Here is a 15111-nt window from a genome sequence, read left to right as displayed (position 1 = left end):
CGCTAGTGCGGGAAAGCACAGCGCAGCCGCCAGGACGGCCGTAGCCGCTGGAAGCAACCGCATGGGACGTACTCCGAATCGGGATCAGGAAGGTGCGGCCGGCGATGCCGGCGTAAGCCTCAGCCCGCGATCGGGGGACGGAACGGTGCCGGCAGCGGTGCCGGCACGAAGGCGAACGCGCGCGGCGGAATCGGTGCGCGCGCTTCGGGTGCGAGCACGCGCAGTTCGTAGCGCGGCAGCATCGCGGCCTGCGGGCCGCAGCAATGGCTCAGGTGCCAACGGTTGTCGCTGTCGCCGGCGGTGCCGGGTTGGCCGGGCGGGTGGTCGTGGCCGTGCTCGCCCAACACCGATTCGGTCTGGGCGGCGTCGATCATCGCGATCTCGCGCGCTTCCTCGGCGAACGCCAGCGCCGGCCGCACCACGGCCATCGCCATGAGCACGCCGAACACCAGGCAGCGCAGGATCGACGACAGGGGCGGCAGACCGGACATGGGCGCTAGGGTACGGGCCAGGCGCGGCGATACACAATTGCGCTAACCGCGCAAAGCGCGTGCCGCACGGCCGTCACATGCCCTGGCCAGACTGCGCGCCTCGTCTACAGGGGGCGTGTCATGAACTGGGTTCGCAGCTGCGCGGCCGTGGCCGTGCTGTCGTCGTTGGCGGCCTGCGGCGAGCCGCCGCCCGCGCGCCCGCAGACCGCTTCCTCGCTGGAGACGGCGCCGGCGCGTCCGGCCTTGTCCAGCCTGGACGCGCAGCGCCTGCGCGGTCTCGCGGCGCAGGCGTTGGCCAGCCAGCGCATGTACGCGCCGGCCGGCGACAACGCGGTCGAGTACTACCTGGCGCTGCGCGACAAGGCGCCCGGCGACGCCACCACCGCCAACGCCCTGCAGGAGTTGCAGCCGTATCTGCTGATCGCGGGCGAGCAAGCGCTGGCCGGCGGCGAACTGAACGAAGCGCAACGGATGCTGGACCTGCTCGCGCGCGCGGACGCGCAGGCACCCGCGCTGCCGCGCCTGCGCGAGGCCCTGCTGGCCGCGCACGCCGCGCAGACCGAACAGGCGCAGCGCCTGGCCGCGCAGCAGGTCGACGAGCTGCGGCTGGCGCAGCAGCGTGCGCTCGCGTCCGCCGCCAAGCCCACGCCACCGCCGGCATCGGCGCCCGCGCCGGCCAGCGCGGGCGCGCCGCCGCCGGTCGCCAGCGCGGCCGCCTCGCAGGCGCCGGTGGCCGAGCCGATTGCGATCGCGCCGCCGCCTGCGCCTGCGCCTGCGCCGCGCACCGCAACGCCGGTATCGCGCCCCTTGCCGCGCCTGATCAGCGATTCGGCGCCGCGCTATCCGCTCAGCGCGCTCAACCGCCGCATCGAGGGCAGCGTGCAGATCGCGTTCGTGATCCAGCCCGACGGCAGCGTGACCGCGGTGCGCCTGCTGTCGTCGACGCCGCCGGGCGTGTTCGACGAGGCCGCGCTGGCCGCGGTGTCGCGCTGGCGCTTCGAGGCCGGCGGCGAGCGCGTGCCGACCAGCCGCACCCTGAGCTTCCGCCTGCCCAAGGGCTGAGGCGGACCCGCGACGCCGATGCTGGCGGCTCGCCGGGGCGGCAGCGCACAATGCGGCGATGACTACCGCCACCACCCCCTTGCTGGACACCGTCGAACACGAAACCGGCCCGTCGCCGACCTGGACCGTGCTGTGGCTGCACGGCCTGGGCGCCGACGGCAACGATTTCGCCCCCATCGTGCCGGAGCTGCTGCGTCCGGATTGGCCGGCGCTGCGCTTCGTGTTCCCGCATGCGCCGGTGCGCGCGGTGACGATCAACAACGGCGTGCGCATGCGCGCCTGGTACGACATCCGCGACTTCAGCGACCTCAACAACCGCGCCGACGAAACCGGCGTCGACGAATCGGTGGCGCAGATCGAGGCGCTGATCGCGCGCGAAGCCGAGCGCGGCGTGCCGGCCTCGCGCATCCTGCTGGCCGGCTTCTCGCAGGGCGGCGCCGTGGCGCTGGCCGCCGGCCTGCGCCGCGACGAGCCGCTGGGCGGTCTGATCGCGCTGTCGACCTATCTGCCGATGCCCGAACGCCTGGCCCGCGAGGCGCGCGAGGGCGCCCGCGCGCAACCGTTGTTCATGGCCCACGGCCGCCACGACCCGGTGGTGCCGTATGCGGCCGGCGAGCTCAGCGCCACGCGCCTGCGCGCGCTGGGCCTGAGCCCAGACTGGCACGCCTATCCCATGGCCCATCAGGTCTGCATCGAGCAGATCCGCGACCTGGGCGACTGGATGTCGCGGCGCTTCGCCGCCTGAGCATGGCCATGGCCGGCAGCGAGCGCGAACCCTGGCTGCCCGACCTGTGCCGGCTGCCGCGGCTGGTGGTGATGCTGAGCATGGCCGAGCTGATCGTCGTCGTGCTGGCGCTGGCGCCCGACGGCGGCGCGCCCTGGGACTGGCAGCGCTTCGTGTCCGGCAGCACCTTCGCCCTGTGGCTGGCACTGACCGTGTCGGTGCTGCTGTGCGTGTCGCGCGAACGCCTGCTGCGCCTGCCGGCCAGCCTGGGCGGGGTGATCGCGACCGCTGCCGCGGCCCTGCTGGGCGCGCTGTTCGCCGCCATCACCCATTCCATCGACCACGCCGTCGGCGCCAGCCTGGTGCCGCCCGGGGTCACCCTGGCGCGCTTCAGCCTCGGCACCGCCGCGGTGACCATGCTGGCGGTGGGCGTGGTGCTGCGCTACCTCTACGTCAACGACGGCTGGAAGGCGCAGGTGCGCGCCAGCGCGCGCGCCGAGGTCGACGCGCTGCAGGCGCGGATCAAGCCGCATTTCCTCTTCAACAGCATGAACACCATCGCCGGCCTGGTGCGCAGCGACCCGGTGGTGGCCGAGCGCGCGGTGCTGGACCTGTCGGACCTGTTCCGCGCCGCGCTGGGCGCCGGCGAATCGGATTCCAGCCTGGCCGAGGAGGTCGAGCTGGCCGAGCGTTACCTGGCGATCGAGCAACTGCGCCTGGGCGAGCGGCTGACGGTGGAATGGCGCAAGCACGAGCCGCTGCCCTGGACCCTGCCGATGCCGCGCCTGGTGCTGCAGCCGCTGGTCGAAAACGCGGTCCTGCACGGTATTTCGCGCCTGTCCGGCGGCGGCACCCTGGAAATCGAGTTGGTGGTGAGCGGCCCCTCGCTGCTGCTGCGGGTGCGCAATCCGGCCCCGCCGCCGCCCGAAGGGCCCGGCCAAGGCACCCGCCACGCCCAGCGCAGCATCGGCCAGCGCCTGCGCTACGCCTACGGCCCACAGGCCCGGATGACCGCGGGCTGGGGGCAGGACTACTATCTGTGCGAACTGCACGTGCCGACCGGGGTGGAGGCGCTGTACCGATGAAGGCCGCAATGCGAGTAGTCATCGCCGACGACGAGCCGCTGGCGCGCGAGCGCCTGCGCACGCTGCTGGCTGAGCAGCACGGGGTGGAGGTCGTCGCCGAAGCCGCCGACGGTCAGCACGCCCTGCACGCCTGCGCCGAACACCAGCCCGACCTGGTGCTGCTGGACATCGCCATGCCCGGCATCGACGGCCTGGAGGCCGCGCGCCACCTGGCCGCGTTCGAGCCGCGCCCGGCGGTGGTGTTCTGCACCGCCTACGACGCCCACGCGCTGTCGGCGTTCGAGGCCGAGGCCATCGATTACCTGGTCAAGCCGGTGCGCGCCGAGCGCCTCAGCGCCGCGCTGGAACGCGTGCGCACCTTCGCCGCCGGCCGCGAGCGCGGTGGCGAGGTCGCGCCGGGCCAGCGCCGCACCCACCTGTGCGCGCGCCTACGCGGCAGCCTGCGGCTGATCCCGATCGAGGACGTGCATTACCTGCACGCCGAAGAGAAGTACGTGATCGTGCACCACGCGCGCGGCGAAGACCTGATCGAGGAATCGCTGAAGTCGCTGGAAGACGAGTTCGGCGAGCGCTTCGTGCGCATCCACCGCAACTGCCTGGTCGCCCGCCACGAAATCGTCGAGCTCAAGCGCAGCCCCGACGGCCACGTCCAGGCGGTGCTGCGCCACGGCAAGCAGCCGCTGGAAGTCAGCCGCCGCTGCGTGTCGGCGCTGCGGGAGACGTTGAAGCACCTGTAGGGCAGGAGCAGGGCAAGAGCAAATCCCCCCTAGCCCCCCTTTTTCAAAGGGGGAAACAGCCAGCGTCCTACCTCCGCGAATGCTGTGCCCCTCTTTTCAAAGGAGGGTAGCCAACGCCCGTGTCTGCGAATGCGGTCTCCCCCTTTTTCAAAGAGGGAACAGCCAACCCTGTGCCCGCGGAGGCAGTCTCCCCCTTCGAAAAAGGGGGATTAAGGGGGATTTGCTTCTAAAATTCCCCCATGACCCGCCTGCGCATCGCCACCCGCAAAAGCCCGCTCGCCCTGTGGCAGACCGAGCACGTCGCCGCCCGCCTGCGCGCCGCCCACCCCGGACTGGAGGTAGAGCTGGTGCCGATGAGCACCCGCGGCGACGAGGTGCTGGACCGCTCGCTGGCCGCGATCGGCGGCAAGGGCCTGTTCCTGAAGGAGCTGGAAGTCGCCATGCAGCGCGGCGAGGCGGACTGCGCCGTGCATTCGCTCAAGGACGTGCCGATGGAGCTGGAGCCGGGCTTCGCCCTGCCCGCGATCCTGGAGCGCGCCGACTACGCCGACGCCTTCGTCAGCCCGCATTACCCGCGCATCGACGCCCTGCCGCAGGGCGCGCGCGTGGGCACCTCGTCGCTGCGGCGCCAGACCCAGCTGCGCGCGCTGCGCCCCGACCTGCAACTGCTGGACCTGCGCGGCAACGTCAACACCCGCCTGGCCAAGCTCGACGCCGGCGAATACGACGCGATCGTGCTCGCGGTGGCCGGCCTGGAGCGCCTGGGCCTGGGCGCACGCGTGCGCGATCGCCTGCAGGCGCCGCAGTGGCTGCCTGCGCCGGCGCAGGGTGCGATCGCGATCGAATGCCACAGCGATCATCTGGACACGCGCGCGCTGTGCGCCGCGTTGGATCACAGCGACACCCGCACCTGCGTCGAGGCCGAGCGCGCCATGAACCGCGCCCTGCACGGCAGCTGCCATGTGCCGGTGGCCGCGCACGCGCGCCTGGACGGCCAGCACCTGCGCCTGGACGGCCTGGTCGGCGCCGCCGACGGTCGCCAAGTGCGCGCCCACGGCGAAGGCCGCGGCGACGCGCCCGAATGCCTGGGCCTGGAAGTCGCGCAAGCGCTGCTGGCGCAAGGCGCCGGTGATTTCATCGCTGCTGCGCTGTAGGCGTTCGAGCTTGACCTATCGGGCTTAGGTGCGCGCGCGCCTGCACCGCGCTGGCATTTCCGAACACCGTCACTCCCAAACACCGTCATTCCGGCTTTCGTCGAAATGACGGCGTGGGGTCGGTTCGCGTTTAAGCCGCAATGACGGTGCGGTATGGGTCCGCGTTTAAGCCGCAGTGGCGGTGCCGGCTGCATCGCACCCAGCGACAGCCGATGCGCGAATGCGGCGACTCAAAACCGCCGCCGCAACTCGATCGAACTTTCCGCCGACTCGCTGCCGCCGCCGCCGTTGGAATCGTGGCGGATCGCGAAATCCGTCTCCAGCGTCCAGTCCGGCCACAGCGCGACATCGAACTGCACGGTCTGCTTGACGAAGGTGTCGCCGCCGCCGCTTTCCACGAACACGCGCTGGGTCCAGCGCGCGCGGTCGCCGATCTTCTGCCCGAAGTTGAGCTCGCCGCGCATCACCGCGCCCGGACGGTTGATGCCGTCGTCGTACAGCGGCGCGAGGCGATAGCCAGCGCCGAATTGCAGACCCAACTGGGTCGGTCCGTCGCGCAGCGCCTGCACGCCGTAGCGGGTGCCGATGCGGAAATCGTTGGAATAGGAACCGCGGCTCTCGCGCGGCGTCGCCGGCGCGCTCAGCCCGATATAACGCTGCGAACCCGGCAGGCGCAGCGGCCGTCGCGACTGCGCCCCGAGCCCGGCCGGCTCGCGCGCCCGCACCGGCGGCGGCGCCAAGGCCAGCCGCCATTCCTCGTCGCCGCAACGCGTCGAGAAACAGTACAGCCGCATCTGCGCCGGATCGCTGGCGAGCGCCATCAGCGTGGGGTCGCCGTAGACCGGCATCGGCAATGTGACGAATGGGCCGCCCAACAGGGCGAGCCCGAGCAAAGCGGACATCGTCGTGGTCAGGGCCAGGGTGTGCCTAAATCATGCCATGGAAGCGATTACAGTCCCAAGACCGGGGCTGAACCGCCCGCGCAGGCGCCGCCAGGGCTCAGTAATACAGCGTCACCAGATGCCGCGCCTGGGCGAAGAACAGCCAGCGTTCGACCAATGCGCCGATCAGCGCCGCGAATGCGGCCAGCGGAAACAGCAGCCAGGCCGCGTTCGGCAGCAGCCAGGCCAGTGCCGCCAGCAGCACCGGCGCCGCGCCGAACAGCAGCAGCGCAATCATGCGCAGCTTGCGCGCGTGCTTGCGCGCGAGCACGTAGCCCATTTCGCGCGTGAGGTAGTTGTCTTCGGTGTGAGGGCGCTCGAACACGCTCAGTTCGCGCCCGGCCATGCCGACCGCGTCGGCGCGGGTGACGGTGAGCGGCGCGGTGTCGATGGCGCGCCAATAGCGCAGCTTCATCGCCGTCACGGCCACCGCCAGCACGGCCAGGGCCAAGGCCAGACAGCGCAGCGCGCCCGCGGATGCGCCGAACCAGGGCGACAGCGCGGCCAGCAGCGTCCCGCCGGTGAGCAGGGCGAAACCCAGGTACACCGGCACCACCAGACGATGGCGCCAGGCCGGAATCGGCGGCAGCGAGGCGTAGATCATCGCCGTGCACACCACCGTTAGCAGCGACAGCAGACACAGTGCGGCGCCCAACCACGGCATCCATGCGAGCAGCCGCGTCACCGCGACCGCATTGCCGCGCCAGGCCAGCCAGGCCAACGCCATCAGCGCCAACGCCGGCACGAAGGTCGCCAGCGACAGCACGCCCTCGCGCGACAGCCACGAGGTACGCCACTGCGAAAACGCGCGCCAGGCACGCAGCGGCTTGCCCAGATGGAAGGTGGAGGCGAGCAGGCCGATCGCGGCCAGAACCAGACCCAGCGCCAGCACCAACAGCATCAGCCCCGTCGTGATGCGGGCATCGTCGGAGATCGCATGCAGCGACGACAGGCGCGAGCTGGCCAGCAGGACGCCCAGCCACGCCAGCAGACCGTAACCGGCACCGGACAACGTGGTGAACAGGATGACCGAGAACGCGGGATGCATCAGCGCACCGGAAGCATAGGGGAGGGCGTTGCGTTGCGGCCCGCACTCATCGCGACAGCACCTTGTCCAACCAGCGCAGCACCGGCGGCAGCGCGGCGGCGTCCAGCGTTTCGGCCGGCGCGGGCGCGGCGGTCGTGGCCTCCCCCGCGCGTCGCGGACGCGGCGGCAAATACTTGTTGGTCGGCCGATAGCCCAACTGCGGCATCAGGTCGACGCCGCCGCGCGCGGCGACCAGTTGCGAGACCTTCGATTCCGGATCGCCCAGGTCGCCGAAGTGGCGCGCGCGCGTCGGACAGGCCTGCACGCAGGCCGGCTGGCGCTCGGCTTCTTCGAGGTGTTCGTTGTAGATGCGGTCGATGCACAGCGTGCATTTCTTCATCACGCCCTCGACCTGGCTGTACTCGCGCGCGCCGTAAGGGCAGGCCCAGGAGCACAGCTTGCAGCCGATGCATTTGTCCTCGTCCACCAGCACGATGCCGTCCTCGGCGCGCTTGTAGCTGGCGCCGGTCGGGCATACGGTCACGCAGGCCGGCGTCTCGCAGTGCAGGCACGAACGCGGAAAGTGCAGCGTCATCGCTGGTTGCGGCGCCGTGGCGTCGGCGGCCGTGCCGCAACCGCCGGATGCCGGCGCCTGCGCGGCGACCTCGTAGCTGTGCACGCGATTGAACCAGACCCCGGACGGATCCTTGCCGTAAGGCTGCTCGTCGGTCAGCGGCGCGGCGAAGCCGCCGGCGTTCCATTCCTTGCAGCTCACCGCGCAGGCATGGCAACCCACGCAGGTGTCCAGGTCGATGACCAGGCCCATCTTCTTGGGGCTGGGCGGCGGCAGGGCGGTCATTTCTTGCGTCCCGTGCTGATCAGCCACACGCCCAATGCGAACAGCGCGATGCCGAAGCTCACGCTGGGCAGCAGGCCCATCAGCACCGGCGTCAGCGAACTGCGGCCGGCGACGCTGCCGACCGGATCGAAGATGCCGGCGCCGATCAGGATCACCAGCGCGAAGCTCAGCGCCACGCAGCACCAGCCGACCAGCATGCGTAGGGATCGTTTCATCGGTTCGCCTTGTCGCGGAAGTTCGCGCCGTAGCGCAGCGGTCGGTTGTCGGCCTCGCCCAGCGGCAGCGGCGGGAATTGCGGCGCGCTTTCCTCGGCCGGTTCGGCGCGGGCGATGCGCACGCGCAGGTCGAACCACGCCGCCTGGCCGGTGACCGGGTCGGCGTTGGCATAGTCGCCGCGCGGGGTGATGTCGGAAATCAGATGGTTGAGCAGGAAGCCCTTGCGGCCTTCCGGCGCGTCCTTGGCCAGGCGCCAAGCGCCCTTGCGCTTGCCGATCGCGTTCCAGGTCCAGACCGTGTCGGGCTGCACGTTGCCGGCGAATTTCGCCTGCACGGTGATGCGGCCGTGGTGCGATTCCACCGTGATCCAGTCCTCGTCGGCGATGCCGTGGCGCGCACCGGTGTCCGGGTGCAGGTACAGATAATTGCGCGCGGTGATCTGCCGCAGCCACGCGTTCTGCGAACCCCAGGCGTGGTACATGAACATCGGCCGCTGGGTCACCGCGCTGAGCGGATAGCGCACGTCGGCGTCGGCCACCTGCGCGCCCTCGAACGGCTCGTACCAGATCGGCAGCGGGTCGAAATAGGTCGCCACGCGCTCGCGATGCTGCGCCGGCGGCTGGTGCTCGCCGTGGCCCTGCGCGGCCAGACGGAACTTCTGCAGCGTTTCCGAATACAGCTGCAGCACGATCGGATCGGCGTGGCCGATGAAGCCCATCTTCTGCGCCCAGTCCAGATAGCCGCGGTTGGCCATCTTGAAATAGCGCGCATGCTCCGGGATGTGGCTGCGCCAGAAGCCGCCGTGCTCGATGTAGCGTTCCAGCTGTTGCGGATTCGGCGGGCCCTTGGCCTCCAGTTCGCCGTGCTCGCCGCGCCAGCCGGCGAGCAGGCCGACGCCGGGCGCGCGCTCGTGGCGCACGATGTAGTCGGCGTAGTCGCGATAGCGCGGGCTGCCGTCCTCGTGCACCAGGCCGGGCAGGCCCAGGCGCGCGCCCAGTTCGATCAGCACCGACTGGAAGCCGCGCACGTCGCGGCCCTCGCGCTGCTCCTTGGCGTCGACCACCGGGTGCCGGATCGCGTCGATCGCGCTGTCGGCGTCGGAGATCGGGCGGTCGAGCATGCTGATGGCGTCGAAGCGCTCCAGATAGGTCGTGTCCGGCAGCACCAGATCGGCGTAGGCGACCATCTCCGAGGCGTAGGCGTCGGCGTAGATGATGCGCGGGATGCGGTATTCGCCGTCCTCGGTCTTGTCGGTCAGCCAGCCGATGGTCTGGGTGGTGTTCATCGACGAGTTCCAGCTCATGTTCGCCATGAACATCATCAGCGTGTCGATCTTGTACGGATCGCCGGCCCAGGCGTTGCGGATCACGCTGTGCATCATGCCGTGCGCCGACAGCGGATAGGCCCAGGAATAGGCGTGGTCGATGCGGCGCGGCTGACCGTCTGCGTCCACCACCAGATCCTCCGGCGCGTGCACGAAACCCAGCGGCGCCGCATCGAGCACGCCGTTGGCCTGGCGCTGCTTGCCGGGCCGGTTGGGCGGCGCGATCGGCTTGGGGAACGGCGGCTGATAGCGGAACGAGCCCGGCGTATCCACCGCGCCCAGCAGCATCTGCAGCAGATGCAGCGCGCGGCAGGTATGGAAACCGTTGCTGTGCGCGCTGATGCCGCGCATGGCGTGCATGCTGACCGGCCGGCCGACCATCTCGCTGTGCTCGCGCCCGTAGGCGTCGGTCCAGGCGATCGGCAGGGTCAGCGGATTATCGAATGCGGCTTCGGCCAACTCGCGCGCGATGCGGCGGATGGTGTCGGCCGGAATGCCGCAGCGTTCGCTGACAGCCTCGGGTGCGTATTGCGGATCGAGATAGCGCTCGGCGATCAGATGGAACACCGGCCGCGTTCGACGGCCGTCGGCGAGGGTGTACTCGCCGACGATGGCGGGCGAGATGCCGATGGCGTCGGCGGGTTGCGCGCTGCCCTCGCTCTGTCCCTCTCCTGCTGGCGGGAGGGGGCTGGGGTCAGGGCCGCGCACCCAGCACAGGGGCCGCCCCTCGCCATCGCGCGCGAACAAGCCATCGTCCGCGCCGCCGGGGTTGTCGATCACCAGCCAATGCGCATTCGCGTAGCGCACCAGATAGTCCAGGTCGATGCGATCGGCCTTGAGCAGTTCGTGGATCAGCGCGAACGCGAACAGGCCGTCGGTGCCGGGACGGATGCCGATCCACTCGTCGGCGATCGCGCCGTAGCCGCTGCGCACCGGGTTGACCGCGACGATCTTGGCGCCGTGCGCCTTCAGCTTGCCCAGGCCCAGCTTGATCGGATTGGAGTCGTGGTCTTCGGCGACGCCCCACAGCATCAGATAGCGCGAGTGCTCCCAGTCGGGCTCGCCGAATTCCCAGAACGAACCGCCCAGCGTGTACAGGCCGCCGGCGGCCATGTTGACCGAACAGAAACCGCCGTGGGCGGCGTAGTTGACCGTGCCGAACTGCTGCGCCCACCAGCCGGTCAGCGCCTGCGACTGGTCGCGGCCGGTGAAGAAGGCCAACTCGTCGGGGTTGCGTGCGCGGATCGGCGCCAGCCAGTCGGTGGCGATGCGCAGCGCCTCGTCCCACTCGATTTCCTTGAACTCGCCGCGTCCGCGCTCGCCCACGCGCAGCAAGGGCTTGTCCAGCCGCGCCGGCGAGTAGTGCTGCATGATGCCGGCCGAGCCTTTGGCGCAGAGTACGCCCTGGTTGACCGGATGCTCGGGGTTGCCCTGGATGTAGCGGATCTTGCCGTCGGCCAGCCACACCTTGATGCCGCAACGGCAGGCGCACATGTAGCAGGTCGTGGTCTTGACCTCGTCTCCAGGCGACGGCGAGAGGTTCAGGGCTGGCTCTTTGGGAGCGGGCGAGGGCATGGCGCGCATTGTGCCTGCGCGCGCCGGCTCCTGGCGAGCCGGTGGACCGCGTCGATCCGTCCGCGTCGCCGCGGCGCGCTCAGGGACGGCAGTAGCGGCGTTCGTAGTCGACCGCGCGCTCCAGCGCGGCGCGATCGCCGGTGGTGGCCAGCGCGGCGATGTCCTTGCGGTTGTCCGGGCACGGCGAGCTGCGCCCGCCGAACAGGCTGCCGACTTTCTCGATCACCGCCGCGGCGCTGATCGGCTCGCGCATCGCCACGCCCAGGGTCGCGCCTTCGCCCGGCAGACGCGGCGCGCGGTTGGCGAACAGGTCGCGCTCCTCGCGCATCCCCGGTGGCGGCCGCTCGCGTTCGCGGCCGGCCTGCTGCACATAGACCGCCGACAGGGGGCGGCCGGACTCGAGTTCTGGCGTTGCGGCGACCGGCGCCGCGACGACGGTCGGCGGCGGCGCGTTTGGGGTGCGAGGTGCGGAAGGCTTCGGCGTTTCGACGCGCGGCGCGGCGGGGGGCGGCGGCGACTCGCGCTGCGTGCGCGGCGGCGGCAGGAACACGACCTGCAAGGGTTCGTCCGCAACCGTCTCGGACGTGGAGGGATCGAAGCGGAGGAAGCGGTTGAGCGCCAGTCCCATCAGCAGGTGCGTAGCGATCACGATCGAGCCGATCAGGGTCTGCTCGCACCACCATTTTCTGGTCCGCATCGTCGGCTTCCGTTCCGGGGCGACGCATCTTGCGTGGGCGGGTGGTTAAACGTCCGTTAGCCGCTACGCAGCACGCAACGGCGTCGACCAGTCGTTGCATCGGCGTTTAGCTACAGGTCGGCGGAACTCGCACCGAGACGGCCGCGGTTCGGTGCACGACGTAGCGGTTGGGCGCCGAGGCGACGGCGCCGATCATGGTCTGACCCTGTCGGACGACGCATACGCGTTGGCCGTCGCATGGGCTGCGATCGCCTTCGCCGCGCATCGGACGTTCGCCGCGGCCGTGCATGCTCGCGCGTTCTCGTACCGACCGGGGCGGTTCGACTGCTGGCGGACACCGGCCCGAGCGGCATCTGCAACAGGCCGGCAGCCAAGCACGGCAAGCTTCTTGCGCACCCGATCACGTTCATGGGCCTTCCGGCAGTAGCGGCCGCGCATCGGGCGATGCCATGCTTAGCTGGGAATCTCCCCCGACTCGCCAGACACGGCCGCCCAATCGCCATGGAACGCATCGAACGCATCCACGCCCTGCACCGCATCCTGACCGCCGCGCGCTACCCGGTGACCGTGCAGCGCCTGCAGGAAGACCTGGAGTGCTCGCGCGCGACGGTCTATCGCGACCTGGCCTATCTGCGCGACTACCTGATGGCGCCGGTGGTCGGCAACGGCGAGGCCGGCTTCCGCTACGACAGCAGCGAGGGCGACCGTTTCGAACTCCCTGGCCTGTGGTTGAGCTCGGAAGAGCTGCATTCCTTGCTGGCCGCGCAGCAGCTGTTACTGCGCAGCGGCGGCGGCGTGCTGTCGAACGCGCTGGCGCCGTTGCAGCACCGCATCGAGAAACTGCTGGACGAACACGCCGGCGGCCGCCGCGTGCCGGTGGAACGCGTGCGGGTGATCCCGCACCGCACCCGCCGCCTGGACGAAACCGCGTTCCGCACCGTCGCCACCGCCGTGCTGGACCGCAAGGCGCTGAGCTTCGAGTACCGCGCCCGTTCCACCGACGAGCGCACCCGCCGCAACGTGTCGCCGCAGCGCCTCACGCATTACCGCGAGAACTGGTACCTCGACGCCTGGGACCACGAGCGCGACGCGCTGCGCAGCTTCTCGGTCGACCGCATCAGCGGCGCGCGCATCGGCGAAACCGAAGCCCGCGACGTGCCCGACGAGGAACTCGACCGCCACCTCGCGTCCAGCTACGGCATCTTCTCCGGCACGCCCAAGGGCTGGGCCACGATCGTGTTCAGTGCCAAGGCCGCGCGCTGGGTCGCCGACGAGCACTGGCATTCGCAGCAGCAGGGCCGCTTCCTGCCCGACGGCCGCTACGAGCTCAAGCTGCCCTACAGCGCCGGCCGCGAACTGCTGATGGACGTGATGCATTACGGCAGCGAAGCCGAGATCGTCGAGCCGACCGTGCTGCGCGAGCAGGCCAAGAGCATGCTGTCGCTGGCGCTGGCCAACTACGACCGCTGATGGCGGCCGCCGACGCTCCGCGCATCCGCAGCGACGAGCCCGTCGCGCTGGTGTTGGGCGCGGGCGGCGCGCGCGGCCTGGCCCAGATCGGCGTGATCGAAGCGCTGCAGGCGCGTTCGCTCAATGTGGTCGCGGTGGCCGGTTCCTCCAGCGGCGCCCTGGTCGGCGGCCTGTACGCGGCCGGCAAGCTCGAGGTGTATCGCGACTGGCTGTACGGCCTCAGCCGCACCGACATGCTGCGGCTGCTGGATCCCGCGTTGGGCCAGGCCTCGCTGTTCCGCGGCGAGCGCCTGATGCACGCCTTGCGCGAGCTGGCCGGCGAACCGCGCATCCAGGATCTGCCGATCGCGTTCACCGCCGTCGCGGTGGACCTGATGCGCCAGCGCGAAGTCTGGCTGCGCGAAGGCGATTTGTGGGATGCGGTGCGCGCTTCGATCGCGATCCCCGGCGTGTTCACCCCGTATGAAGTGCACGGCCGCGAACTGGTCGACGGCGGCCTGCTGGCGCCGCTGCCGATCGCGGCGACGCGTTTGTCCGACGCCCATCGCCTGATCGCGGTCGACATGCACGGTTGGCCCGACCGCCCGCCGGGCACGCCGGCCAAGCGCAACGGCGCGGCGGCGCGAGACGCAGGCGATGAAGCCGGCGACGCGCCCGCGGCGATCGCGCCGCGCGGCGAAGCCGGCATCGTCGTCGCCGGGGCCGGCGACGACACCGATGCGCGCGGCGCCGGCCTGCTGCACTGGTTCGGCGAACGCTGGCGCCGCCGCAATATCGAAGAAGCGAAGGACGCTGGCGAACACGAGCTGGGTTTTAGCGAGCTGATGGCGCGCTCGCTGGACACCATGCAGGCGCAGATCGCGCGCGTGCAGCTGGCGCTGGACCCGCCGGAACTGGTGATCCGCATCCCGCGCGACGCCTGCCAGTTCTACGAATTCTGGCGCGCGCGCGAACTGATCGCGCTGGGCCGCGCCGAAGCCGACAAGGCCTTGGATGCCGCGGGCTATTGAGCCCAACGCCCTGCGACACGCCTCGGGGTAGGAGCGGCGTGAGCCGCGACCGCATCCCCACATTCCCCAAACCGTCGTTCCGGCGTAAGCCGGAACCCAATGATTTCGTGGGTTGATGCGGAGGCCGGGTTAAAAGCGAAGGCAACATGGGTTCCGGCTTTCGCCGGAATGACGGAAAAGGGCACGTTCCGCAGCCCACGTAACCATGGCCGGACCGGTTCGACAGCGGCGTTTGTGCAAGGTCGCAGCCTCTGAGACAAGGCCGGACCAAGGTAGGGCCGTCGGGTCCACGGACCCGTGGCCCAACACTCGGAGTCCTCGCCATGCGCCTGTCCGCCGCCCACCCGAACCGCCCCTCCGCCGACCCGGCCGTCGACCCGCGCGTCGAACAGGCCCTGCGCTACGTCGTCGCGATCGGCGCCGTCCTGGTGCTGCTGCTGCCGGCGGCGCGCGCCTTCAGCGCCCAGATCGGCTGGCTGCCGCTGTGGCTGCTGGTCATGCCGCTGACCGCCTGGTGGGCGCTGCACCGCTTCCGCCTGCCGTGGCGCGCTCAGGACGAGGCGTCGCCCGCGTCCGCGCGCCGCCGCCGCGCGGGCGCGCAAGCCCGGCGCCGCGCACGACCGCTCGCGGCCGGCGTGGCGTCGGCTGCCCGCGCGGCTTGAGCCTGGTCGCCCCGGCCGGCTCGCTCGGAGCCGGAGACCTCCGGGCCGCCCGGCTCAGGCGCGTGCGGTCCGCGGTC

Annotated in this window: 15 protein-coding genes; 8 read left to right on the top strand and 7 right to left on the bottom strand. The window is 70.8% G+C overall.

What is annotated here, in order from left to right; translation table 11 throughout:
* Positions 1 to 119: 119 nt before the first annotated feature.
* A complete protein-coding gene (locus LVB77_RS20445) occupies positions 120 to 491 on the bottom strand; it encodes a hypothetical protein (protein ID WP_232908032.1) in 372 nt (123 codons plus the stop codon).
* Positions 492 to 611: 120 nt separating this feature from the next.
* Between LVB77_RS20445 and LVB77_RS20440 the strand changes: the two genes are divergently transcribed.
* The 5 genes from LVB77_RS20440 to hemC all read left to right on the top strand — a co-directional run bounded on the left by LVB77_RS20440 (position 612) and on the right by hemC (position 5253).
* Entirely contained in the window at positions 612 to 1553 is a 942-nt protein-coding gene (locus LVB77_RS20440; protein ID WP_232908031.1) for an energy transducer TonB, read from the top strand.
* A gap of 58 nt (positions 1554 to 1611) precedes the next feature.
* Positions 1612 to 2298, top strand: a complete 687-nt coding sequence (locus tag LVB77_RS20435) for a carboxylesterase (RefSeq protein WP_232908030.1) — start codon at positions 1612 to 1614, stop codon at positions 2296 to 2298.
* An 8-nt stretch (positions 2299 to 2306) separates the two neighbouring features.
* Complete coding sequence (locus tag LVB77_RS20430) at positions 2307 to 3362, top strand: histidine kinase (protein WP_232908029.1); 1056 nt, start codon at positions 2307 to 2309, stop codon at positions 3360 to 3362.
* Positions 3359 to 4099 (top strand): LytTR family DNA-binding domain-containing protein, encoded by a 741-nt coding sequence (locus LVB77_RS20425; protein ID WP_232908028.1) that lies wholly within the window; start codon positions 3359 to 3361, stop codon positions 4097 to 4099. Before LVB77_RS20430 ends, LVB77_RS20425 begins: the two co-directional genes overlap by 4 nt.
* A 239-nt stretch (positions 4100 to 4338) precedes the next feature.
* The gene (gene hemC / locus LVB77_RS20420; RefSeq protein ID WP_232908027.1) at positions 4339 to 5253 is read left to right on the top strand and encodes a hydroxymethylbilane synthase; all 915 of its coding nucleotides are present in this window, start codon (positions 4339 to 4341) and stop codon (positions 5251 to 5253) included.
* A 230-nt stretch (positions 5254 to 5483) separates the two neighbouring features.
* On the opposite strand, the gene LVB77_RS20415 is transcribed toward hemC, so the two are convergent.
* The 6 genes from LVB77_RS20415 to LVB77_RS20390 all read right to left on the bottom strand — a co-directional run bounded on the left by LVB77_RS20415 (position 5484) and on the right by LVB77_RS20390 (position 11892).
* Complete coding sequence (locus LVB77_RS20415; RefSeq protein ID WP_232908026.1) at positions 5484 to 6155, bottom strand: DUF481 domain-containing protein; 672 nt, start codon at positions 6153 to 6155, stop codon at positions 5484 to 5486.
* A 97-nt stretch (positions 6156 to 6252) separates the two neighbouring features.
* Positions 6253 to 7242: a DmsC/YnfH family molybdoenzyme membrane anchor subunit gene (locus LVB77_RS20410; protein WP_232908025.1), complete on the bottom strand. Its 990-nt coding sequence runs from the start codon at positions 7240 to 7242 to the stop codon at positions 6253 to 6255.
* 46 nt (positions 7243 to 7288) lie between these two features.
* Positions 7289 to 8080 carry a 4Fe-4S dicluster domain-containing protein gene (locus tag LVB77_RS20405; RefSeq protein WP_305068923.1) on the bottom strand — a complete coding sequence of 264 codons (792 nt, stop codon included), beginning with the start codon at positions 8078 to 8080 and terminating at the stop codon, positions 7289 to 7291.
* Positions 8077 to 8295 carry a hypothetical protein gene (locus LVB77_RS20400; RefSeq protein ID WP_232908024.1) on the bottom strand — a complete coding sequence of 73 codons (219 nt, stop codon included), beginning with the start codon at positions 8293 to 8295 and terminating at the stop codon, positions 8077 to 8079. Before LVB77_RS20400 ends, LVB77_RS20405 begins: the two co-directional genes overlap by 4 nt.
* Entirely contained in the window at positions 8292 to 11195 is a 2904-nt protein-coding gene (locus LVB77_RS20395) for a molybdopterin oxidoreductase family protein (protein ID WP_232908023.1), read from the bottom strand. The genes LVB77_RS20400 and LVB77_RS20395 overlap by 4 nt, the downstream gene beginning before the upstream one ends.
* 79 nt (positions 11196 to 11274) lie before the next feature.
* On the bottom strand, positions 11275 to 11892 hold the full coding sequence (locus LVB77_RS20390; RefSeq protein ID WP_232908022.1) for a hypothetical protein: 618 nt from the start codon (positions 11890 to 11892) through the stop codon (positions 11275 to 11277).
* 501 nt (positions 11893 to 12393) lie between these two features.
* Here LVB77_RS20390 and LVB77_RS20385 point away from each other — a divergent pair.
* The 3 genes from LVB77_RS20385 (at position 12394) to LVB77_RS20375 (ending at position 15034) form a co-directional block, all read left to right on the top strand.
* Entirely contained in the window at positions 12394 to 13362 is a 969-nt protein-coding gene (locus tag LVB77_RS20385) for a YafY family protein (protein ID WP_232908021.1), read from the top strand.
* Positions 13362 to 14372 (top strand): patatin-like phospholipase family protein, encoded by a 1011-nt coding sequence (locus LVB77_RS20380; protein ID WP_232908020.1) that lies wholly within the window; start codon positions 13362 to 13364, stop codon positions 14370 to 14372. Before LVB77_RS20385 ends, LVB77_RS20380 begins: the two co-directional genes overlap by 1 nt.
* Before the next feature lie 323 nt (positions 14373 to 14695).
* A complete protein-coding gene (locus LVB77_RS20375) occupies positions 14696 to 15034 on the top strand; it encodes a hypothetical protein (protein ID WP_232908019.1) in 339 nt (112 codons plus the stop codon).
* Positions 15035 to 15111 lie beyond the last annotated feature (77 nt).

Origin of the sequence: Lysobacter sp. 5GHs7-4 (assembly GCF_021284765.1) — a bacterium.
Lineage (GTDB): Bacteria > Pseudomonadota > Gammaproteobacteria > Xanthomonadales > Xanthomonadaceae > Lysobacter.
This window is presented reverse-complemented; position numbering and strand designations above follow the sequence as displayed.